This is a genomic window from Pedobacter gandavensis, assembly GCF_014172405.1.
Taxonomy (GTDB): domain Bacteria; phylum Bacteroidota; class Bacteroidia; order Sphingobacteriales; family Sphingobacteriaceae; genus Pedobacter; species Pedobacter gandavensis.
Genome location: NZ_WNXC01000009.1, coordinates 220,053 through 244,924 on the forward strand (window position 1 = coordinate 220,053; position 24,872 = coordinate 244,924).

Sequence of the window (24,872 nt, forward strand, 5' to 3'; positions counted from 1 at the left end):
TGCGATTAATTTCATTTTGTTGATTGATTAGGTGATTAAAGCGTTAAGTTAATTCCGAAAGAAATGGTTTTTGTTTGCGGATAAGATGCACGAGTAGAAGCCATTTCCGGATCAAAATCTTTTAACCTTTTATCTCCTCTAATTGTAAGTAAGTTATTGCTTGACACATAGAACCTTAAATTCTGAATATGTAAAGGTTGAATGACGTTTTTAGGGAGCGTATAACCCAGCGTTACAGATTTAATTCTGAAATAATCTGCATCAAATAACCAAAAACTAGATTGTTTTAAATTCTGCGTATTATCGGCAGACTGTAGTAAACGAGGATAAGCTGCATTTGGATTAGGATTTTCTGTAGTCCAACGACCTAACTGATACTGTTTTACTCCAGCACCGTTAAAGAAGGCCTGAGAAGCTTCTGAATCAAGGTAAACCTTAACGCCAGAGACACCTTGTCCCAACACTGAAAAGTCAAAGTTCTTATAACTTGCTGACAGATTAAGACCATAACTAATGTATGGAACATCACCACCCATTATTTTACGGTCATCACCATCAATTATACCATCAGGAACACCGTTAGGTCCACTTACATCTTTATATTTAATATCACCTGGCTTGGTATTTACCGATTGTACGGCATGATTTTTTACATCATTTGCATCAGCGAATAAACCTTCTGCTTCCCACATGTAGAAAGAACCGATTGGTAAACCTACACGATTAATGTAATTTCCATTAATCTGATCTCCTTGTCCACCAAGGTCAATTACTTTGTTCCAGATTCTACTGAAATTTCCGCCGATTGAGTAATTAAACTCTCCAATATGGCTGCTGTGGTTTAAGGAGAACTCGAAACCTCTATTCTGAACTTTAGCTAAGTTTACAGAAGGACTTAAGTCAGGTGTCAATCCAGCCTCATCAGGTAAAGATGGATTTACCAATAGGATACCATTGGTCATTCGATCAAAGGCATCAATTTGGAAACTCAATTTATTATGGAATAAACCAGCATCGATACCAATGTTAGTCATCGTTACTTTTTCCCATGATAAGGTTGGATTAGCCAGTTTTCCAGGCCATACCCCATCCTGTTTACTTTCATCAAGAATAACAGCAGTACCGGTCTTTAAACCATCATAGAAGTCATAGTTACCTACATTACTTACGTTACCCAATTTACCCCAGGATCCACGTAATTTCAACTCAGATATCCATCCTATTGATTTCATGAAATCTTCCTGAGAAATACGCCATCCACCAGAGAAGGAAGGATAAGCACCCCAACGATGACCAGGCGCAAATTGAGAAGAACCATCTACACGCATACTTGCCTCGAATAAATACCTGTCGTTATAAGCATAATTGAACCTACCGAATACGGATTCAAATGCATTTTCATTGATTGATCCAGAACTTGTTGTATTTAATGGATCTGCTGAACCTGCATTGATCGCATTTAAATCATTGTTTACAAAGTTTTTACGAATCACTCTGATAGACTTATCTTTGTAATCTTCATAAGAAGAACCTACCAATAACTTTGCGTAGTGTTTATCAATACTTTTCTCATAACTCGCTGTCGCTTGTGCAAGGAATTTACCACTGTTAAACCAGGATTCATCCAATTGGTTCACTGCTACCCCTGTTCCACTAATAGGCTTTCCGGTAAAGAAGTTATTGATCGGATCCATGGTATTTGTGAAAGCAGAAACCACAGAATTGTAATAATTGTAAGAAACTAACCCACTAATATCTAATCCTTTAACCGGGGTATAAGTTCCGTTCACTCCGCTTAATAATCTGCTGTAATTATAAGAGTTACGTCCACCTTCTTGTAAGGTACGTACAGGGTTATTAGCTGCCAATGTTCCATCAATTACACCACCATTCACACTTCCCCATTCGCCATTGCTTTGTTTGTTTACTAACAATGGTACTACTCTGTTTAAAGAAAGAAAATTGGTACTTCCATTTTTATTGTCCAGGGCATCTCTGATAAAGGAAATGTTAGAACCGATTTTAAACTTTTCAGTTACCTGGCTTTCTGTATTAGACCTCAAAGTGTAACGTTTCAAGTTTTTACCTGGATTAAGGGAGTTTTGGTCGAAATAAGAACCGCTTAAGAAATACTTCGTTACTCCGCCACCTGAAATATTAATGGAGTGCTCCATCATTGGGGCAGTTTTGTCTAAGGTTAAGTCGTACCAATCGTTATCCGGGAAATTATCCGGATCTGAATGGTTCTTAATTTTATCTAATGCTTCAGGCGTATAAATTACTTTTTTACCTGCATTTAAAGCTGCTTCATTACGTAAGGTTGCATAATCATATGAACCCAACCAATTTGGTAAAATCAAGGCCGATTGTAAACCGTAATAAGCATTATAATTGATGCTCATTTTACCATCTTTACCTTTTTTAGTCGTAACTAAAATAACGCCATAAGCTGCTCTTGAACCATAAATCGCAGAGGAAGAAGCATCTTTCAATACAGAAATACTTTCTACATCATTAGGGTTGATACGGGCAAAATCACCACTTCCAACAGGTATACCATCCACCACATATAATGGACTAGAAGTACCCAGGTTACCACGCCCTCTAATGTTCACTGATCCAATATCACCACCAACATCACCTGGACGGGAAATAATGGCCATCCCAGGAACAGTTCCTTGTAATGCATTGGTTAAGGAAGTCACTGGTCTGTTGGTAATTGTTTTGGTGGCTACTGTATTCACAGCACCAGAAAGGTTCACTTTTTTCTGTGTACCATATCCAACAACAACCACCTCAGTTAAAGATTCCGGTGCTTCAACTAAAGAGACATTGATCGTTGTTCTGTTGCCCACAACCACTTCTTTAGTGGTATAATTAAGGTAACTAAATACCAGGATACTTGATGTCTCAGGAGCAACAATCGTATATTTTCCCTGGGCGTCTGCAACAGTACCACGTGTAGTACCTTTGATCTTAATACTCACTCCAGGTATGCTTTCTCCTTTATTGTCTGTTACTGTTCCATGAACAGTAATTGGATCTGCTGCCCTTACCTGCACAATAGCAAGAAGTAGCAACACTGTGGTTAACTTCATCATACGAAGAAGTTGGTCTTGTAAATTTTTAATCATAATCGGTTTAGTTGATAGTTTATTGAAGAATCCTGAAGCCTTAACCTGCATTTTGGGCCTTAGGATTTATCAAATTAAAGCTAGATCATTATGTATCAACTCATAGCGCAGATGTTTACGCAAACGATTGCGTTCAGTTCCAAAGCCATTAGGATTTTTTTCTACCAAAAAACAATTGGAACAGCCCGTTTCAGAGCCGTTTATGAAACGAATGCACAAAAATGAAAAGAGATAAGAGTGATGATTATGTAATACATAACACTTCATTTTACTGAAATGATAATGACCGAATTAGCTAAAAAGCTTTTACGCAAACGTTTGAATATGAGCAATAAATAGTTTAAAGGGAAACTATTGGAGAGAAGCGCTTAGCGGCGATAAATTTAACAGGTATTTTTTTTTCAAAAAAAACTACGATTACATTCCATATTAAATATAATTCAAGAAAAAATATTTTTCCGACTATTATTGTAAAATAAGATTGAAATGAATAAACTTAAATCAAATATAACTACCTGAAAATAAATATATTACTAAAAACCATATCTATTAAACCCGAAAATCAATGCCAAAACCTGAAACTAAAATAATGTGGGATGATTGGCATTACGCAAAATCCTTATCGTGGAAAGCTAATCTATAGCTAAGTATTTGCAATTAAGCCATTTTCACGTTTTCTGATAAAAATTGCGGTCAATTTCTTCAAATATGATCCTGTTATGCTTTAAAAAAAATCAGCACAGGCCTACAAAACATCTATATAAACACCTTAAATACAATAGATTTTGAGCGTACCGGGTTATAATTCTGATCAAAATGGATGATCTATAACAAAAAAGCCACTCTTCTTTTCAGAAAAACGGCTTTTCTAGCGGTTTGGTCAGGATGCAAAATAGACATCCTATTTCCAATTTAATTCATCATCGTCCTCCTCATCGAATTCACCGTCATCAAAGTCTTCCTCGTCGTCATTACCTTCCGTATTTTCAGATAAATCGTCCTGATCGTCATCTTCAAAAAAGTCATCATCAGCGTCGTCATCTTCTTCATCCTCGGGTATCGGACCTTCATTCGGATTATTGTTTTCATAAATTGGCGTTTGTTCCCAATCCTGAATGCTTATATTTTGATTTACAACTTCCATGGCCGTTATTATTTAAATAAGATACAGAAAAACAGTGCGTAAAATTAAAATCACTAGGGGTTTTCAGTCGTTTTTGTTTCTGCAAGCGCAGCATCATCTGGTGTACCTCTCAGATCCCGATCTAGTTCATAGAGGGCATCGCCACTGGCTTTTAACCCGCCAGCAACTTTGATTTTATCCAATAAGTTCATGGCCATGGTTTCTTCTTCCGTTTGTTCTTTCACAAACCATTGCATAAAATTCCAGGTTGCCCAATCTTCTTCCTCCAAACTCATTTTCACCAATTTATAAATCGCCTTCGTATTATCGATTTCAGATTCGAACACTTTATTAAAACAATCCTGTACACTTGTCGGATCTTCTGGTGGAGCAGGTATGGCCTCAATTTTCACTTTAGCCCCACGCTGCAAGATATATTCGAGAAATTTCATCATGTGGCTGCGCTCTTCGTTTGCATGTCTGAATAGAAAGTTTGAGATTCCATCATAACCCGCACTGCTCGCCCATGAAGCATAGGAAAGATAAATTTGTGCCGCAGCAGCTTCTTTAGTCATTTGAGTATTTAACCCGACAGCTAATGTTTTTGAAAGTCTGTTCGTGTCCATATGCTAAGCTATTTTTAACGTCTAAACTATTAACAGGTATCCAGACCAATTGTTTTCTATCCATATGACCAGGCATTTTACAAAATATGAGTTTCAGTAAGAATCCAATTGGTACAGCCATTTTAATCCATAAAAATGAATGGTTAATTCACCAGAATATCTGAATGCCATTCCGAGATTAACCTGATATGCAATTAATCAATAAACGTAATCATTTACTTTAAAATAAATAAAACAGCAATAAATAACAAATGTAATTCAGAAGAAAAAAATAAAAACACAAACAACTGTATACCAGAATATTTCATATAAACAAATATAATTCTATTTAATAAACAATATTAATTAACGTTTAATTTACTCTTTTACAGGTATTTTTTTACATTTTTGCGGAATTTTTAATTATAATTTACCAAAATGCTCCATCGATTACGTTTACTTGTCCCTATTCTATTCTTTGTACTTTTAGTTAACCATGTTTTTGCTCAAAACTGTACAGTTAATGCTGGTATTGCGCAAACTATTTGCCCAGGCTCAACATTTATTCTTACTGGAAGTGCATCAAGTAATCTCGCATTTAAAAATGAGCCCAAATGGACTCAGATTGCAGGCCCTGCAGTAGCGCTTTCGGCGACTACAAATGTCAACAAAAACGCCACAGCGATTGTGACCAACTACGTGAAAGGTGTGAGCTACACCTTCCGGCTCAGTTCGCAATGCGAGGATGGCGCTACGGTTTTTGATGACGTTGTGTACACGGTATCAGACTTAAACACAGCAAATGCAGGAAAAGATGAAAGCCTATGTCCGGGTACTTTTTCGCTAAAAGGCTCGCCATTAGCTCCGGGAGAAACCGGGAGATGGACTAAAATCAATGGAGATTCAAATATGCCGGAACCTGTAAACCCTGGAAACCCAGGTGCAATACTACAGCTTTCTCCATCAGCAAACCTGCAATCCGCAACTTACAGGTGGACGGTAACCAAAGGGGATTGTACTTCTTTTGATGATGTCACCATCACCAATCTGGGTACCCAGCCCGTAAATGCCGGAAATGATCAGAATCTATCCTGTTATCATGTTAGCACAAAAACGAACTTAAGTGGATCTTACGTCGCAAAAACAACAAGTCAATCAGGAACCTGGCTATTTGTAAGCGGGCCATCCATACCCGTAATCGAAAACAAAAATCAACACAACACTCCAATATCAAACCTCATTGAAGGTAAATATATATTCAGATGGACAGTAAGCAGTTCTTGCTACAATGGGTCGGATGAAGTGGTCATTAACGTGGCCAAAGCAACCCAGGAAATCACCAATGCAGCCGGAAGTGATCAACTTTTTTGTGATGGAAGAACATCTGTGGTCTTGAGCGGAACCATCCCTTCCTATGCAGGTGAACTCATCACCTGGGAATACATTAGTGGTGGAAATGGAAGCCCAATCTTTTCCAATACAAATAGTCCTGTCACTACAGTTTCCGGATTAGATAGCAGCCCGGGAACCGTTTACAAGTTTAAATATACCATTAGCAATCCAATCACCTTATGTACCAGTATTGGCATACACGAGGTTCAATTTAAAACAGCACCCTCTATCACCATCACCACTACACCTAAACCTTACTTTGCTGCGTGTGGAGAAGATGCGGTAACCATTAATTACTTCAGTGTTGGTGGTACAAAAACAGATTTTGCCTTGGTAGCTGCTCCTGCAGGCTCTGCGATAGAGATCAAAATGGGCGGAATCAATAACTACACCGCGGCTATTGAATCTGGAAAACTACTCGATGGTTTCAATAAAATTGGAACTTACATATTAAGGTACAGACGTGCCACAGAAAACAATGTTGGCGGTTGCTCTGATGCCTATGCAGATATTAAAATTGTGATATCCGGTAATGCTTCAGCTTCCAATGCAGGTACAAGACAAGTCTTGGCTTGTGATGTTAAAAACGCGACACTTACTGGTGCGGTACCACCGAAAGGAAACGGTAAATGGAGTCAGGTGACTGGGCCAAACACCGCGATATTCGACAATACATTGAACTCAAATGCCGAGATTACTGGCTTAATCAATGGGTCATACACTTTCAGATGGGTCATCTCTGGTGGAGACGGAGGCTGTGCCAACAGTCAGGCAGATGTAGAAGTAGTTGTTTCTGAAAATGTAAAACCTGTCACAGTGGCCGGGAATGCAAGAACAACCTGTTATGATACCCCGGTAACCTTAACCGGAAATATCCCATTGAAAAATGAAACTGCCTTATGGACAGTTTATAAAAATGGCGTACCTGCCAATGAAGTACAGCTTTCTGACCCTACGCTTGCAAATGCAACAGCAACTGGCTTGTTAGCAGATACTAAGTATACCTTCAGGTGGACCATTACCAATTCCTGTAACAGTGACTTTAGTGAGGTAGTGATTACGACCACGACGACTCCAGGTGTGAAGCAGGCATTGGCTGGAGCAGATCAATGTTTTCCAGCTGCAACCAAAACATTCAATTTAGACGGAAATATTCCCGGAGCAGGAGAAACTGGTACATGGATTTTAATAGATAGTCCAAATGCACCTTCCTTCAATGCAAGTTCATATAACACAAGTGTAACTGGTGCCATCAATGGAACCTACGTTTTTCAATGGCAATTGAGCAATGGAGGTTGTGTAGCGACCACAGATCAGGTGAGCATCACCATTTCTGATCCGGTAACCACTGCAATTGCAGGAGCAAATCAAAATTTATGTGGAAACGCTACGCTACTACAAGGGAATCAACCTGGCATCGGAAAAGGGTTCTGGACTCAAACTGAGGGTGCCGGAGGAGCGATCATCGCAAACCCTGAAGCTTACAATACTGAAATTACCGGCTTAACAGACGGGCGCTATAAATTCACCTGGACCATCAGCAACAGCAGTTGTGCAGCAGTTTCTTCAGCTGAAGTGACCATTAATGTATCCACGCCTTCTTCGATTGCAGTTGCAGGACCAGATCAGGCAGTTTGTAATCAAAACAGCACAACCCTCGCTGCCAATCCGGTTAGCAATGGCCATGGCAGATGGGCTGCAATCAGCGGACCAAACGTACCTACCTTCAGCGATTTAGGCAGTCCAACAACCACAGTAAGTAATCTGATTTATGGTGTTTACCAATTAGAATGGATCAGCAGTGGAGGATTATTCTGTGAGGACAGCAGAGATCAAATGACGCTTACTGTAAGTAAAGCTGCTAATGCCGGTGGTGATAAAAAATTGTGTAACACCAATACCGTGACCCTAGTTGGTAATTCAAACAGTACCGGTACCTGGTCTGTAAAAAGCATTCCTGCAGGTGCGGCCACACCAACGCTTCAGAGCACTGGCAGCAACGGTTCCATCGTTACAGGGTTAACGCCAGGTATATATACTTTTACGTATACCATTGCCGCATTCAACGGTTGTCCGGCAACCAGCAATGATGCCATATATACCATTTCTGCCCCACCTACTATTGCAGAGGCGGGGGAAGATCAGGAAAGGTGTAGTCTGATCACTGCGATTGCCCCTTTTCAACTTACGGCCAATGAAGCCATTTCCGGAACAGGAAAATGGACACTGGAATCTGGCCCGGCAGGGACATTTTCAAATGCTTCACTTTGGAATTCTACTTTTCAACCTTCAACAGAAGGTGTGTATCTATTGAAATGGGAAATCAGCAATGGTGATTGTACTGCATCATCTTCCAGTAGTGATTTCATGAAGATTTCAGTTTCTTTTCCTCCAACCACTGCTCAGGCAGGTGCCAATCAATTATCAGCTTGTACAGACAATGTCTTATTACAGGGCAATACTCCATTGATCGGCTTTGGTACCTGGACAATAGTCTCTATACCTTCAGGAGCGCCGCAACCAATTATCGACCAGCCCAACAATGGGCTGAGTATGGTGACAGGAATTGTACCAGGCGATTATACTTTTAAATGGACCATTACCAACGGAATTTGCAGTCCATCCAGCTCAACAGTGAACATTACGGTGACTTCAACTCCACCGAAAAAAGCGGCTGCAAATATCGATCAATTCCTTTGTGCGCCTACCGCGGGTGGTCAAACCTCCACTACGCTTAGCGGTAACGAACCTACCGGAATAGAAACCGGTTTATGGGAGATTATCTCTCCAAGTCCGACTACGGCCACATTTACAGACGCAACAGCCTACAATACGACCATCAATGGATTAACCGCCGGTTCTTATACCTTAAGGTGGACCTTAACTAATGGAAGTTGCTATTCCTCGGACGAAATGGTAATTAAGGTAGATCCAGAAGCAACACCAGCGGTGATTACTTCCGGCAATCAAACCATTTGTTTATATGAACCACTTATTTTAACCGCAAATCCGGTAACCATCGGGGTCGGCACCTGGTCTGTAGAAAACAAACCAGCGGGTGCTCCGGAACCGGTTTTTGAGCATGTTAATGACCCGATCAGCAACGTATTTGGTTTATTGGAAGGTCAATATACTTTTAAATTCAGTACGGTTAGTGGACAATGTAACCCCTCAGAGGCCACAGTAACAATCACCGTCACCAAATTGCTCAGTACCGCTATCGCAGGACTAGATCAAACTACTTGTTTTAACAGTCCGATTACTTTAAATGGAAATGTGCCCGCATCAGGAGAAACCGGCACATGGACAGTAACCAGCGGTCAGCCAGCTTTAGATTATGAATTCAGCAATCCGAACTCGCCAACGGCTACATTCAAAGGTAAAGTGGGAGGCCTGTTTAGCTTAACATGGACGATCAACAATATCGCCTGTGCGAATAGTAGCACCTTAAACATCACTGTACATCCAGAGCTAATCAATAACAACATTAGCTCCGCAGTAACTGCAGTTTGCGAAGGTGAAAAGCCGCTTCTTACAGGCTCAACCCCTACTGGCGGAGCTGGTGGCTATACCTACCAATGGCAATTACTGGTTAATGGTGTCTTTACTGATATTTCTGGAGCAACCGGAATTAATTATACGCCAACATTAAGTAATACCAGTACTGTTTCCGTTACCAACACTTATAACAGAGTAGTTAAATCCGGAAACTGTGCCCTGCTTAACAGTAATAGCTTGTCGATCACCATTCCTCCTTCGCTTAAAGGCAATACCCTGAGCACACCGATTACAAACTTCTGTTTCACCGGCGACCCTACGGTTATCAAAGGTGGAACCATGACAGGTGGCAATGGCAGTTACACTTACCAATGGCAAAGTTCTTTAAACAGTACAACAGCCTATACAGATATCCCTGGCGCAACCGCCGCAGATTATGATCCGGAAATATTGCCTGTAAACCTAACAAACGTTAACCAAATTTACCGATACAAACGTATTGTGAGCTCAGGCTCTTGTACCTCAGAAATAACATTATCAATTACGGTTTACCCAAAACCTTCCTTAACCAGTATAACTAACACGACTACTTGCAGCAATACCTTGTTTTCTTATACCCCAACATCAGCGGTAACGGGCAGCACATTTATCTGGACGAGAGCTGTAGTTGGCGGCATTAGCAATGAAGCCGCAACTGGAGCAGCTGGGATTTCAGAAACCCTGGTGAATACCACTGCAGTTCCTGTCATCGTAAAATACAGTTATACCTTATCCTCAAATGGGTGTGAAAATCCAACCAAGTTTATAGTGGATGTAACCGTGAACCCAAGTCCAATTGGAACCAATGAAAGCATCAAAACTTTAACCTGTGGCAACTCCGTATTCAACTATAGATTACAGGACAATATCGACAAAACGTATCCTATCCCAGCCTCCTTTACCTGGACAGTAGCTGCAAATGCGAACGTAACTGGTCAGGTTGCTGCTAGCGGTGATGTCATTAACCAGACTTTAAAAAATAACACCAGCACAGTTCAGGAAGTGATTTATACCATCTCTCCTACTTCAAAAGTTCCGGGGGCCTGTGTTGGAAAATCATTTACATTAACGGTGACCGTTCCTGTTTGTGAAGGTATCACCATTGATAAAACCACCAGCAGAATAACAGCGGTAACTAAAGCTGGGGATCTAATCCCTTATACCATTGTGATCAAAAACACTGGCAATGCCAATCAAACCAATGTAGTGGTAAAAGATCCATTTTTAAGTCCTCTTCCATTAACCAATCCTTCATATACTGTCGGCAATCAGGACAATATCCTGAACACTGGAGAAACCTGGACTTACAGCGGAACCTATACTGTACTGCAGAGCGATATTGACAACAATGGTAAACCTGCATTCAACAGCGGTCGGATTGTAAATACAGCTACGCTAACTTCTGATCAACAAAAAGGGCCGCTTACCGGAAGTACCTCAGTAAACATTGATGCAGTTGCAGCTTATACCATTGTAAAATCAAGTACAACTGCCGCCATCAGCAAAGCTGGCCAGGTAGTTCCTTATGAGATTGAAGTAAAAAACACGGGAAACACCTCGATCAGCAATGTAACTGTGAATGATCCGATGTTAACCAATATCCGTTTGTTTTCTGGCGACGGGAATAGTAACAACAAACTAGACCTGGGCGAAACCTGGATCTTTATCGGGAGTCATATCGTAACACAACCTGAGTTGGACAACAATGGCAACCTGGTACCAGTGGCTGTTGGTCAGCTACGCAACACCGTTTCCGTAACCGGGCAAAAACCTGATGGCACAGCGGTGTATCCAGTTCCTCCAACTGCGGAGAAAAATATCCCAATTGTAGCGGCAGGTTCATTTACAGTAAAAAAATCAAGTACCACTACCCTGATCACTAAAGCCGGACAAATTGTTCCTTTCAGCATTACGGTAGCGAATACAGGAAATGTTGCCCTGAGCAATATTCTGGTGACCGATCCAATGATTGCTAACCTAAGCTTATATAGCGGCGACATTGCTCCTGCAAATCTTAAACTGGATGTCAATGAAACCTGGACTTATACGGGCAGCTATACCGTTACTCAGTTTGATTTGGACAACAACGGTAAGCCAGTACTCAAGTCTGGGAACCTGTTGAATAATGCTACCGTTTCAGGAGTATATCCAAATGGAACTCCAGATAGCAAAACAACAAATGATGTACTGATTCCAATTCAGCCATTCGTTGCCTATACTATAGAAAAAACAGCTGATAAAACCGCGATTAAAGCGGCAAATGATCTGGTAAATTACACCATTAAGGTGAAAAACATTGGCGATGCAGCCATTAACAATGTCCAGGTTTATGACCCTATGTTTCCTGTATTAACTGGTCCTATTGACGATACTGGTGTGACCAATGTATTGGACAAAGGGGAAACCTGGACTTACACTGGTACCTATACGGTATCGCAAAACGACATCGACAGGAACGGAAACGACCCAACACCAATCGGCGTTCTGAGCAACACGGCTACCCTAAGCGGGAATAAACCAAATGGAGCAGCAATTGATCCGATAAGTAGTACAGTGCTCATCCCATTAAATACAACTACGGCATTCACTGTAATTAAAACAGCCGACCTGACGGAGATTACCGCAGCAGGTCAAAAGGTAACCTATACCATTACGGTTAAAAACACGGGTTCCACTGCCATTAGTAATGTGGTTATTAAAGATCCAATGCTAACTCTAGGGCTCCCTACCGGTGATGGTGGTCTACCGAATGTACTGGACCAGAATGAAACCTGGATTTACACCGGAACGTATATCGTTTCTCAGGCCAATATTGACAATCAGGGCAACCTTTGTCCAGATGGATACTTGAGCAATTCCGTGAATGTAACCGGTAAAAAACCTGATGGTTCAAGTGCCGGATCGGTTACCGATATTCTGGAAATCCCAATCAGACCCGCAGCTTCATTCCTATTAACAAAAACAAGTGATGTTACTGAGGTCACTAAAGTGGGTGATAAAATTATCTATACCGTTACTGCTGAAAATACAGGTGTGGTAGCGATTCAATCACTAATAGTTAATGACCCGATGGTAAACTTGATTTACCAAAACGGTGATACCAACACCGATGGTAAACTTGACGTTGCAGAAACCTGGATTTATTCTGGAAGTTATCTGATTAGCCAGGCTGATATCGACAACAATGGTAACCAGATCATTCCCGGAAAAATGGTGAACACGGTAACTGCAAATGGCAGAAAACCTGATGGCACCTTACTTGCTGATGTATCTGCTACAAATACGGTGGCGCTGAAATCAAAAGCTCAGATGTCTGTGGTAAAGGCCAGCACAACTTCCGTAATTACTAAGGCGGGAGAAGTGGTACCTTATACCATCACCGTAACAAATACAGGAACAGTAGCGATTACTGATGTAAAGGTCAATGATCCATTACTGATTGCAAACCCACCGATATTAAGTAGTGGTGATTTCAATGCCAACCAAAAACTGGATGTCAACGAAACCTGGACTTACACGGGCAGTTACACCATTAGCCAAGCTGACATCGACAACCACATCAATTCAGGACATCTGCTAAACACAGCGACTGTAGATGGAACTTCAGTCAATGGTCCGCTTAGCCCTGTAACAAGTAATGAGGTCAGTATCCCTATCAAATCTAAAGCTGCTTATACGATAGAAAAAAGCAGTACGACGACCACCATTAAGGTGGCGGGCGAAGAGGTCACTTATTACATCACTGTTAAAAACACAGGCGATGTAGCCATCCAGAATGTTGTGGTTAAAGATGCCATGTTCGGCCTAACTCCAGTCCCACTTAACAGTGGTGATGGAAATGCCAATGGAAGATTAGATTTATTGGAAACCTGGAATTATACTTTTAAATATATAGTAAAGCAATCGGACATTGACAATAACGGAAATACAGCTACTAAAGGTGTATTGAGCAATACCGCTACCTTGAATGGTACACATCCTCAAGGAACAGCGCTTGCCGAAGCTAGCAGTACTAAAATCATTCCACTAACGACAACCAGTTTATTTAGCCTGGTTAAAACCTCGGATAAGGCTGCGATTACTGAAGCTGCTGAAGTCGTTAATTATACGATTACTTTAACCAATACGGGTACGGAAGCCATTAGCGGTGTAAAAGTGGAAGATCCTTTATTAGTGTTGACGCTTTCTTCAGGTGACGAAGTGAATCCGGGAATTCTGGATGTATCCGAAGTTTGGATTTACAAAGGAGCATATACGGTTACTCAGGCCGATATTGATAGAAATGGAAACCAGCTTATAAATGGAACGGCTACTGCAAACGGAAACCTTATTAATGTGGTTACTGCAACAGGTATCAAACCGGATGGCAATAGTTCCGGTATTGTGACGACTACAAATGTGATTCCAATCCTGCCTAATGCCAGCTTTAAATTAACAAAAACCAGCGATGTTCCTCAGGTTGCTAAAGCAGGAGATCGTGTGATTTACACGATTGTTGCTGAAAACACAGGCAGCAGTGCCATCAATAGTCTGGTGGTAAATGACCCGATGGTGAATCTTAGATTCCTAAAGGGTGACCTCAACAATGATGGTAAACTGGATAAAGATGAAAGCTGGGAATATACTGGCACCTATACCGTTACTCAAGCTGACATTGATGAAAATGGCAATGGCATCGTTACAGGCAAATTGGTAAACATCGCAAGTGCAACCGGCAGAAAGCCAGATGGTACATTGATCAATACACCCAATGTAGAAGCCAGAGTAGACATTAATATTTCAGGTAGTCAGATGACCATTAAAAAATCTAGTAGCACCACCGTGGTGAACAAAGCTGGACAGCTGATCCCCTATTTGATTGCTGTAGCAAACACCGGAACAAGTTCCATTTCAGATGTAGTTGTGAATGATCCAATGTTGGCGGACCTGTCATTGATGGATGGTGACAACAATAATAATAACAAACTGGATGTAAATGAAACATGGATCTATACCGGCAGTTATACGGTAACTCAGACAGACCTGGACAACAATGGAAATACTGCTGTTAAGGGGAAACTGAGGAATACGGCAACGGTAACAGGAAGTAAACCTAACGGGGATTCTGCGGGAACGGTAAGTAGCACTAAAGATATTTCAATACTTCAGAAAAACGATTTGATTTACACTAAAGTCGTAACTGGACCAATTGGTTATATCGCTGGACAAACTGTTTCTTATGAACTTAAAGTGACCAATACAGGGAACACTACAATAACAAACATTGTACTCTCGGATAACAATGCGGTAATTACCAATGGATCTCCAATTGCGAGCCTTAGTCCTGGACAAACTGCATTGGCTACAGCGGTTCATACCTTAACCCAAGCAGATGTTGATGCTGGAAAAGTAATCAACCAGGCAAGTCTAACTGCTCAAGATCCGAATGGTACGCCATTGAACAAAAAAACAGATGATCCATCCACTCCTAGCCCGGATGATTCAACGATAGCTCAGATCGTTTCTCCGGGAAGCATTACCTTGATTAAAACGGCTATTCTGAGTGGCGATGGAAATACCATTACCTATAACTTTACCGTTAAAAATACGGGTATCGTTACTTTAAGTAACATCGGGATCAGTGATACCAAAATTACGGAGAACATCTTGGTACAACCGGCTACCCTGGCACCTGGTCAGACTGGTACTGCAACCGCTAGCTACGTCATCTCCTCCATTGAGAAAGTAACAGGCCAGGTTAGCAATACTGCGATTGTGACTGGTACTAGTCCCAATGGATTTAAAGTGAATGACGTTTCAGGAACCAATGCAAATAACAATACACCTACGCTGGTTAACCTACCAAAAATCACAGGGACTAAAACGGTTACTGATGCTAATGGAAATGGAATTATTGAGGCTGGAGAAACCTTGACTTACCAAATCCACATCAGCAATAACGGTCAGGTTGACCGAACAGATGTCCGCGTAACTGACCCTATTCCTTTAAACACCAATTATGTTGTTGGAAGCGCAAGCCATGGTGGTATTGAAAACGGAGATATCGTCAGCTGGAATAACCTAACCATCCCGGCCAACAGTAGCCTGATATTAAGCTTAAAAGTTACAGCAGCGACAGCACTACCTCTTGGACTGGTAAAAATTGGCAACATCGCTAACATTGTGGATCCAGCACTTCCTACCGCTCCTATTGTAGTAGAAACCAGCTTACCTGTTGAGGGCAAACTGGAAAGTATCAAAACGGTGAGCGATGCAAAAGGAAACAAGGATGGCGTTGCACAGGCCAATGAAACATTAACCTATACAATTGAAGTTAAAAATAGTGGAGGCAGTACTTTAACAGGTATTAAAATCAGTGATGCAATCCCTACTGGTTTGAAATATATAAATGCTACGGTTGATCATGGCGGAGTTTTTAATGAGACTAGTAATTCGGTAGACTGGTCAATTGACCTCGCTCCTGATGCAGTGCTTAGTTTAAGCTTTGATGCGAATGTTGTTGCTGATGTAAATGACTTATCTAACATTAAAAACATAGCACACATTTTGAGTCCGAATGGCCAGACACTGGTACCAGAAAAGACGATTGCGATAGACCCATCCGCGGATATAAGTATTAAGAAAGAACTGCTGACTACCGGTTCGGTTAAAACCGGTGATTATGTTGTCTATAAAATCACAGTAACCAATCATGGCCAAAATAAGGCTACAGGTGTGAAAGTAAGTGATGTTCTACCAGGTACGCTTGACGCTCCATTTGAACTGGTGATGGGCAAAGGAAGCAGCAATTTCGTCAACACTAATAAAACGCTGAATTGGATCATTGGAGAGCTATCTTTAAATGAGCAGATGACGCTTAGCTTCAAAGCAAAAGTGGTTGCTACCGGAACATTGGTCAACACTGCTACCGTAACCGCTGATCAGCCAGATCCGAATCCAGATAATAACAAAGCCTCTTCGGGAGGATTAGATATAGGTGGTGCGGATCTTTTCATTCCAAACCTATTTACTCCAAATGGTGATGGCAGGAATGATGCTTTTGAAATCCGAGGCTTGGATCAGTTCCCAGACAATGAACTGGTGATCGTGAACAGATGGGGTAATGAGGTATTCAGAACCACCAACTATCAGAACAACTGGACTGGAGAAGGATTAAATGAGGGCACTTATTATTACCTGTTAAAAGCCAGAAAAACCGGTTCCAAGGAATGGAAAGTATTCAAAGGATACGTCACCCTAGTTCATAATTTTAAAAAATAGGCTTAAAAAAATAAGGAAAACCAGGTCTACTTAAGCCGACATTGGTTTTCCCTTTTTATCAAAAAAAAGACATGAAGAGATTACTCATCACATTAATCCTTGGATTATTACTCGTCTATAAACCGGCATCGGCACAACAAGACGCTCAATATAGCCAGTATCTATTTAACGGAATCTATATCAATCCCGCCTATGCCGGATATAAAGAAAATCTGAACCTGCATTCCTTTTACCGTAGTCAGTGGACAGGGATTAAGGGCGCACCGAAAAGTATGTCACTAGCCCTGGATGCGATTGCCAATGAAGGAAATGTTGGGCTCGCCTTACAAGTATCCAGTGATCAGCTTGGCGCCCAAACCAATTTAAGTGCCTATGGAAATTATGCGTACCGAATCCGTTTAAATGAAGATGGATCCTCACGCCTGGCTTTTGGCCTGGGTTTTGGGGTGATGCAACTCGGGATAGATGGTGCAAAATTAAACCCTAATGATCCGGAACCAGATCAACCTACCGGAATGGAAAGCGTAGTGTTACCAGATGCTAGAGCCGGAGTTTACTATTCTACGAATAATTTCTTTGCTGGCTTTTCTGTTGACAACTTGATTTCTCAATATTTCAATGTTAAAGACCGTGCTTTTGTACCACAGCCAAAGCCACACTTTTACCTGACTGCAGGAACTTTAATCCCACTGTCTTCTGAGATAAAGATTAAACCATCCATTCTATTGAAGGATGATGCTGCAGGTCCGACAAGTTTAGACCTGAATGCTTTTGTTTTATTAAGCGAAAGATTATGGTTGGGAGGATCCTACCGTACTGGAGTTAAGCTTTATAATAAAGACCACATTCAGAAAAATTTGAGTCCTCAGAATTCAGCCGTTGCAGCAGTGGAATTTTTTGCCACAGAAAAACTTAGAATAGGTTATGCGTATGATTTTTCGGTTGGCGCTTTGCAAGGTTATAGCAGCGGGAGTCATGAGTTCTCTATCGGCATTTATTTCCTGAAACCTAAAGTCAGAATGGCTACTCCACGTTTCTTTTAATTCAGGACCACAATTATTTAATGATAAATATGAAAAAGAATTTATATAAAATATTCATTTCCGCTCTTGGATTCATGACTGTTAGTGGCAGCACATTCGGCCAAAATAAAATGAAAGAGGCGGATCAGCAATTCGAATTATTCAACTACAAAAAGGCGATATTGTTATACGAACAGGCTTATAAAAAGAAGGCAGAAATTCATTCTGCAGAACGTCTGGCCATCTCCTACCGTCTGATCAATGATTATAAACAGGCCGAAAGCTGGTATGCGATTTTGGTAAAGATGCCAGAAAGTAACACCGAAAACTTATTGGACTATGCCAAAACACTTCAAAATAATGCAAAGTATAGCGAAGCAAAGGCACAGTATTTAAACTATTTCGGGAAGCACAAACAGGTTCCAGCACAGCAACAAAACATTTTGTTGTTGTCTTGCGACTCCGCATTGATCTGGATGAAAGATCCAAAGCAATTAGAGATCATTAATCAAAAAACATGGAACAGCGCGCAGTCGGACTGGGCTGCCATCTCCTATCAAGGGAATGTAGTTTTCAGTTCTGACAGGTCCAACTTTGTTGCTCAGCAAAATACGAGAAAGCCATTTTTAAAATTTGACGGCACCGTATGGCCGGACAAAAAAGTATATGGCTGGACGGGCAATGGCTACCTTAAATTGTACAGCACAGCAAAAGGTACAGATGAGTTAAGTTTATTCAATATCCCTACAGGCACTAATTATCACCAAGGATCAATCAGTTTCAGCGCGGATGAAAACACGGCCTTTTTTGCCCTAACACAGTTACCGAAACGCTTAAAAAGATCAAAGGGAAAACCGGCTACCATTCATGTAGAAATCTATAGTAGCAGCAGAAATGCATCAGGAAACTGGTCTAAACCAATTCCATTTACTTACAATAATGCCAGTTCCTATTCAGTTGCCGATCCATTTATTTCGCCAGATGGGAAAACGCTTTATTTCAGTTCCAATATGCCTGGAGGATTAGGTGGCAGTGACATTTACAGCAGTACAAAAACTGAAGATGGCAGCTGGACGACTCCCTTAAATATGACTACGGTAAATACCGCTGGTAATGAAAGAAGTCCGGTGCTTGGCTTAAACGGTGAATTTTTCTTTTCCAGTGATGGACGCGTTGGTATGGGTGGACTAGATATTTATAAAGCACGTTTGAAAGGGTCTTCAGCAGATCAGATTGAAAATTTAAAATATCCACTTAACTCTCCTCAAGATGATTTTGGCTTTAGTCTGAATGACCAGGGAAGCCTTGTTTTTCTTTCTTCGAACAGATTCGAAGGCTTAGGTCAGGATGATATTTACAGCTTGAAGGCAAGGCCTGTTATTCAGCTGAAATTGATTGGTCAGGTTCTGGATAAGAAAACGCAATTACCAATAGCCAATTCACTAGTTGCTTTAAGCAAAATCGATGGTGGTATTTTAAAAGTAGAAACAGATGCCACAGGGCGCTTCAAATTTGATTTGAGCCCGGAATCTTCCTACACCCTGGTAGGTGTTAAAACCGGATTTCTTGCCGACATTAAAGAGTTGAATACCCTTGGACTAACCAGTTCTACAGTCATTGAGAAGCAGCTTTATCTTGAAAAGATAGAACTTAATAAAGCAATACGTATTGACAATATTTATTATGATTTCGACAAATGGAATATCAGACCTGATGCCGCAATAGAATTGGATAAACTGGTGAAGGTGCTAAAAGACAATCCCAGCATTTGGATAGAATTAGGATCACATACCGATAGTCGTGGTAAAGATACTTACAATCTGAATTTATCTCAGAAAAGAGCGGAATCGGCTATCCAATATATCATCTCTCGTGGCATTGATCAAAACAGGCTTACTGCCCGTGGTTACGGTGAAACTCAGTTGGTGAACCGTTGTTCAAATGGTGTGGAATGTAGCGTTGAAGAGCATCAGGAAAACCGAAGAACAGAATTTAAAATTGTAAAGTTCTAACTGTATTAAGTTTTGTTTAAATAAAAAAGGATACCTACTTTTAATAGTATGGTATCCTTTTTTTTTGGACCCAACATTACTTACCCATTTAAATATTCATTAAATTCATGTATTTCCTCCCGGAATCCACCTTCAGTTGTTGAAATAATTTTAATACCTTAGATCAGGAGCTGATCTTATTGGCTGCATCTATTTTTAAGGACAATTAACTGTTTTAAAATGTAATGAATAACAATCCCATAGTAGATTTGAAAAATGGTGATCAATGTAAGGTTATAGGAGGAACACACAAAGGTAAATCAGGTATCGTGAGAGACCTACGCACCAGCAAAACTGGCCACATTACGATTACCGTTGAGCAGGAAAACTCCGTAAAATTCAAAACCCTTGGAAAAAATGTGGTAATTGATCAAGCCTGAAAAATTCACCAGTTTTCCCGTCATTATCTATGCGAGCAGTTTTAATCTAATTATTCTGTAAGATTTTCAAAACGAATTTTGGCTTTTTCAAACACCATAATTTCTTCCTGTGAGCGCGTATCAACGTATGAGATTTCGGGGAATAAACCACTTGATCGTTTAAGGGATGCACATTCAAAATCATTCATTATTCCAGAATAAATTTTGGATGCCATTTCTGTTTGACCGACAGCCTCATAACTCTGTCCAAATTGAAGCATATCTTCTCCTATTTCGTGTCTTTTAAGTAAGTTCCCGATTGAGTTACTAATTTGAGCTTTTACTGCAGCAACGTTGGCTATCGCTGCTATCTCATTTTTGTTTTTAAGTAATTCTATAAAGAGCTGCAACTCATTTCTTATTTCTGGATTAACCTGATAAACATCTCCAAGATCGGACAAATAAACGCCCTTATTCATTGCGGTATTGGCCATTAATCGTATAAATCCACCCATTTTAAAAACCAAATGAACAAGAACGGCAGTATATACTTTGAGTTGCTCATTATTAATGGCAGAATTGGTAAATACTTTATATAGATCTAATCCTTCTAAAAATTCCTCCTGGTATTTATTTGCTTCAAAACCAGAATCTTCTTCTTCTATTTTTTCATCATTTAAAATCCTATAAATCAAATGGTGGATTTTAAACTCACTATTTGATTTATTCAATTTCTGTTTAAGTTCTTCAAATCTGTTTTCTTTTATTAATTGTTTCATTAAAGTTGGGTTCATTAAAATTAGGTTTAACCTTGTTTATGATCTCTAGCTATAGCTAAGAAAATTAACAATAAATTTCAGCGCCATGTGGAGATTTTTTATGTTTTACCATTGGAGTGAACATTTAGTTTTAATAAATTTGTAATCAAACAACAACAAACTTAATATCTATTGCTTAGATAGATGTAATAATTAAAATTTATATGTTAAAATTTTCCTTTCACAAACTACTTATTTTACCAGTTTTTCTGCTTTTCTTCCTGAATTCCTTTTCTCAAGACAAAGTAAATGTCATATTAATTGGGACTTATCACTTTAATAACCCTGGAAAAGACGCCGTCAAAAACATGGAGAGAAACATACTCACCAAAGAAAATCAACTTGGCTTAGAGCAAATAACAGATTTAATCGTAAAAAAATATAAACCTGACCAGATTTTTGTAGAAAGTAATTACAATAAAAAAAAGCAGCTTGATGAGCAGTACCAGCTCTATCTTAATGGAAAGTACTCATCCTATACAGACACCATAAAAAACCCTCGCTATAAAAGATTTTATACAGAAGGTGAAACTTACCAACTTGCTTTTCGGTTAGGAAAAAAATCAGGCAACAAGGAGATTTATCCGATTGATAGTTTAATTGAAATGCGATTCGATCTATTACAAAAAATGATAAAATCGAATCCAAAAAACAAGCAGTTTTTTGAAGAGAGACTTGCCATTTCAGGCAAAAACGCTAATGAGATTCTGGCAAAAAAAGATTTAAGAGATGTTTTTAAGGCCCTGAACACTGACGCAGAATTAAATCAGAACAAAGGCATGTATATTTCCTTTATTAATGGTCTAGGGTTCAACGAAGGCTATTTTGGCGCAAATTTGGTTGCAGATTGGTACAAAAGAAATTTGATCATGTATGCCAACATGCAAAATCAATTGGCTCCAACCACTAAAAACATTGTTATTTTGGTGGGTACTGGACATGCGGCCATCATGAAGGACTTTATAAAAAATGATGAAAGATTTAATATAATTGAACTTAAAACCATTTTATAAAATCTAAAGTGGTCAAATTAAAGCAGGATTACGCAAAAAAAATCCGCTGCATAAATGCAGCGGATTTTTTCATAAATAGGGCTGTGAAAAAATAAACCTCTCCCCTAATACTCTACTTTATAATCCTTTTTTAGTGGTTCCCCCGTCCAGGCTTTTAAACTAGTCCATGGTGTAAAAGGATCCGTCCAAAACTGATGGTCTGCCGGTAAGCCCAATGTTAGGAAACCCAAGGTTGCCATATACAAACTTCCCGTTGACGTATAAGAATCAGCAACCATAGGCTGATGACCATTAAAACCCAACACAAGCCAACCTTTACCATCAAAATTCTGATTCCCGTCATACATATTTTGGATCACCTTGGTTAAAGCACAACGAACCTGTGCCGGTTTTATAAATTCAGGCAATTTCTCCATCAATGCCGTTTGCGCCAAAACCTGAAAAGCAGCAGTACGATAGGTTATTGAACGACCAAAAGCGGGGTAAGTTCCTTCCGGAGAAATCATACGTTCCAAAAATTCAGACTGCCTAACCATTCGTTTTACAGCCAAATCATAATCCGACTCTGGGGCTCTTTTCTTATCCACCAGTATTTTCAGTAAATCAACCAACATCGTATGAATTACATACGAATTATAGTAATCCATACTAAATTTTTCACCATCACTATACCAGCTGTCACCAACATACCATTCTTTCATTTTGTTAATCGCAAACTGAACCCTTGCCGGATCGTATTGTTCTCCGATACTTAACAAGAAACCTTCCGTTAAACCGGCAAAAAGCAACCAGTTGTTATAGGCACCTGTTCTGGTTCTGAGCGATTTAAACTCTTCAATAAACCGTTTTTTAGTCAGGTCATCCAATGGCTCCCACAGTGCTTTTGGTGCGCGTAAAAAAGCTTGGGCAACATAGGCAGCATCCACAATCGGCTGACTTTCTTCCCGATAACTGATATAATCAGGACTTGCCGGATTCACAGAATTGGCCAAGCCCTTTAATAATTCCAAACGCATTTGTTTACGCATTTTTCCTTCTTTGGTATCATCATCAGGCAAAGCCAGCCAAGGTGCAACACCTGCAATGGTCCTTCCCAAAGCTTCTAAATAAGTCACTTTGGTTAAATTCAATCCATAATCAGGATTATGCGCTAAAGGCATATTCTTTTTTAAGGTCTCCTTAGCCAAATTATGAATTACCGGATAAGAAATTTTATACAAGCTTTTAACCCATACTTCACGGTCTTCTAAACCTGTGTTGGATTTGATTTTATTTTGTGCTGTTGCAAACTGAAAAAACAGCAGTAATGCAAAAAGAGATTTGTATTTCATACAGATAAACTAAGCGTTAATTATAAATACCACTTTTTATATCTCAGCAAAGCTTCGAGATAATAATAATCAGCATAAACCAGAGGCACATCAATTTCACTGTTTAGCGGGTAAGCGCCAGTACTGTGCATGAGTAAGAAACCACCGTTTTCACCTAATTTTGCACGATAGGCAGGGCTTGCCAGTGAATAGATCATCGTTTCTGCTGCTGATTTGAATTCTTCCTTTTCCTGACCAGATGTAAATTGTCCCAGTTCAAGTAAAGCTGATGCAATCAATGCACCTGCAGAGGCATCACGTTTTGTAAAAGGAATTCCTTGTGCATCAAAGTCCCAGAATGGAATTTTATCGGCAGGTAAATTCGGGTGATTCAATATGAAATGCGCAATTCCTTTTGCTTGTTTAAGATAAGTTGCATCTTTTGTAAAGCGGTACATCATGGTAAAACCATATAATGCCCAACCTTGCCCTCTAGACCAGGCAGAACAATTGGCTGCACCCTGCCAGGTTGCTTTCTTTATAATTGCTCCGGTTTCAAGGTTATAATCAATCACATGAAAGGAACTAAAATCATCACGAAAATGATTTTTCAAGGTCGTATTTGAATGTGATATTGCAATCTCCTTGTATTTAGGGCTACCACCATGATCACTTACCCAGTTCATCATTTCCAGGTTCATCATGTTATCAATGATCACAGGACATTGCCAATACCTATTCTTGTCCCAGGACTGGATAGATTTAATACTCGGGCGATAACGGCTTGCCAAAGATTCTGCGGAACGCTGTACAACTGCTTTATACTCCGGCTTACCGGTTAAACGATAGGCATTACCAAAACTGCAATACATCATAAAACCTAAATCATGATTACCTGTATAGGTTTGGTTTGGCTCAATTACCTTTAAAGCTTCCTCCGCTTCCTTCTTAATTGATGCATCTTTTGTCTGCTCATACAAATACCATAAACTACCCGAATAAAAACCACTGCACCACCATTTTATGTCGTGGTTTATTGATTTCCCATTAGCATAGCTTTGAGGAGTCAGTCCTGCGGGAATATTATTAGCAAGCACTTTATACTGATCAACGGCAAATTTAAATTCATCGTTTATCAATTGAGCCATCGGCTTTTTGGGCGCTTGTCCCATACAGAATGAACTGCTAAGGGCTATTAAAGTAATAATCGTTTTAAATCTTTTTATAATCATCTGTTATTCCGTCTTC

The 24,872-nt window shown here is 40.0% G+C and carries 11 protein-coding genes; 5 read left to right on the forward strand and 6 right to left on the reverse strand.

All coding sequences use genetic code 11. The features are described 5' to 3' along the window. Positions 1 to 35 precede the first annotated feature (35 nt). The 3 genes from GM920_RS21050 to GM920_RS21060 form a co-directional block, all read right to left on the reverse strand. Entirely contained in the window at positions 36 to 3,134 is a 3,099-nt protein-coding gene (locus tag GM920_RS21050; RefSeq protein ID WP_202986158.1) for a SusC/RagA family TonB-linked outer membrane protein, read from the reverse strand. Between the two features lie 901 nt (positions 3,135 to 4,035). Further along, a complete protein-coding gene (locus GM920_RS21055) occupies positions 4,036 to 4,278 on the reverse strand; it encodes a hypothetical protein (RefSeq protein ID WP_182961198.1) in 243 nt (80 codons plus the stop codon). 53 nt (positions 4,279 to 4,331) lie between these two features. Next, a complete protein-coding gene (locus tag GM920_RS21060) occupies positions 4,332 to 4,883 on the reverse strand; it encodes a ferritin (RefSeq protein WP_182961200.1) in 552 nt (183 codons plus the stop codon). Between the two features lie 417 nt (positions 4,884 to 5,300). On the opposite strand from GM920_RS21060, the gene GM920_RS21065 reads away from it, so the two are divergent. The 4 genes from GM920_RS21065 to GM920_RS21080 all read left to right on the forward strand — a co-directional run bounded on the left by GM920_RS21065 (position 5,301) and on the right by GM920_RS21080 (position 20,504). Beyond that, on the forward strand, positions 5,301 to 17,051 hold the full coding sequence (locus GM920_RS21065; protein WP_182961202.1) for a DUF7507 domain-containing protein: 11,751 nt from the start codon (positions 5,301 to 5,303) through the stop codon (positions 17,049 to 17,051). A gap of 71 nt (positions 17,052 to 17,122) precedes the next feature. Next, positions 17,123 to 18,094, forward strand: coding sequence for a PorP/SprF family type IX secretion system membrane protein (locus GM920_RS21070; RefSeq protein ID WP_182961204.1), 972 nt, complete (start codon positions 17,123 to 17,125; stop codon positions 18,092 to 18,094). 29 nt (positions 18,095 to 18,123) lie between these two features. After that, a complete protein-coding gene (locus tag GM920_RS21075) occupies positions 18,124 to 20,085 on the forward strand; it encodes an OmpA family protein (protein WP_182961206.1) in 1,962 nt (653 codons plus the stop codon). Positions 20,086 to 20,309: 224 nt separating this feature from the next. After that, positions 20,310 to 20,504: a KOW motif-containing protein gene (locus GM920_RS21080; protein ID WP_182961207.1), complete on the forward strand. Its 195-nt coding sequence runs from the start codon at positions 20,310 to 20,312 to the stop codon at positions 20,502 to 20,504. A gap of 50 nt (positions 20,505 to 20,554) precedes the next feature. Here the strand turns inward: GM920_RS21080 and GM920_RS21085 are convergent, their stop codons facing one another. Beyond that, positions 20,555 to 21,277, reverse strand: a complete 723-nt coding sequence (locus tag GM920_RS21085) for a hypothetical protein (protein WP_182961209.1) — start codon at positions 21,275 to 21,277, stop codon at positions 20,555 to 20,557. A 332-nt stretch (positions 21,278 to 21,609) separates the two neighbouring features. On the opposite strand from GM920_RS21085, the gene GM920_RS21090 reads away from it, so the two are divergent. Further along, a complete protein-coding gene (locus tag GM920_RS21090; protein ID WP_182961210.1) occupies positions 21,610 to 22,314 on the forward strand; it encodes a DUF5694 domain-containing protein in 705 nt (234 codons plus the stop codon). A 104-nt stretch (positions 22,315 to 22,418) separates the two neighbouring features. Here the strand turns inward: GM920_RS21090 and GM920_RS21095 are convergent, their stop codons facing one another. Both GM920_RS21095 and GM920_RS21100 read right to left on the reverse strand, forming a co-directional pair. Beyond that, positions 22,419 to 23,645, reverse strand: coding sequence for a DUF2264 domain-containing protein (locus GM920_RS21095; protein WP_182961212.1), 1,227 nt, complete (start codon positions 23,643 to 23,645; stop codon positions 22,419 to 22,421). A gap of 20 nt (positions 23,646 to 23,665) precedes the next feature. Next, positions 23,666 to 24,856, reverse strand: coding sequence for a glycoside hydrolase family 88 protein (locus GM920_RS21100; protein WP_182961214.1), 1,191 nt, complete (start codon positions 24,854 to 24,856; stop codon positions 23,666 to 23,668). Positions 24,857 to 24,872 lie beyond the last annotated feature (16 nt).

What these genes read in the sequence shown, in the direction of transcription:
- GM920_RS21090 (WP_182961210.1), top strand. Translation starts at nt 21,610, where the DNA reads ATGGAGAGAAACATACTCACCAAAGAAAATCAACTTGGCTTAGAGCAA.
- GM920_RS21080 (WP_182961207.1), top strand. Translation starts at nt 20,310, where the DNA reads ATGAATAACAATCCCATAGTAGATTTGAAAAATGGTGATCAATGTAAG.
- GM920_RS21060 (WP_182961200.1), bottom strand. Translation starts at nt 4,883, where the DNA reads ATGGACACGAACAGACTTTCAAAAACATTAGCTGTCGGGTTAAATACT.
- GM920_RS21065 (WP_182961202.1), top strand. Translation starts at nt 5,301, where the DNA reads ATGCTCCATCGATTACGTTTACTTGTCCCTATTCTATTCTTTGTACTT.
- GM920_RS21050 (WP_202986158.1), bottom strand. Translation starts at nt 3,134, where the DNA reads ATGATTAAAAATTTACAAGACCAACTTCTTCGTATGATGAAGTTAACC.
- GM920_RS21055 (WP_182961198.1), bottom strand. Translation starts at nt 4,278, where the DNA reads ATGGAAGTTGTAAATCAAAATATAAGCATTCAGGATTGGGAACAAACG.
- GM920_RS21085 (WP_182961209.1), bottom strand. Translation starts at nt 21,277, where the DNA reads ATGAACCCAACTTTAATGAAACAATTAATAAAAGAAAACAGATTTGAA.
- GM920_RS21100 (WP_182961214.1), bottom strand. Translation starts at nt 24,856, where the DNA reads ATGATTATAAAAAGATTTAAAACGATTATTACTTTAATAGCCCTTAGC.
- GM920_RS21070 (WP_182961204.1), top strand. Translation starts at nt 17,123, where the DNA reads ATGAAGAGATTACTCATCACATTAATCCTTGGATTATTACTCGTCTAT.
- GM920_RS21095 (WP_182961212.1), bottom strand. Translation starts at nt 23,645, where the DNA reads ATGAAATACAAATCTCTTTTTGCATTACTGCTGTTTTTTCAGTTTGCA.
- GM920_RS21075 (WP_182961206.1), top strand. Translation starts at nt 18,124, where the DNA reads ATGAAAAAGAATTTATATAAAATATTCATTTCCGCTCTTGGATTCATG.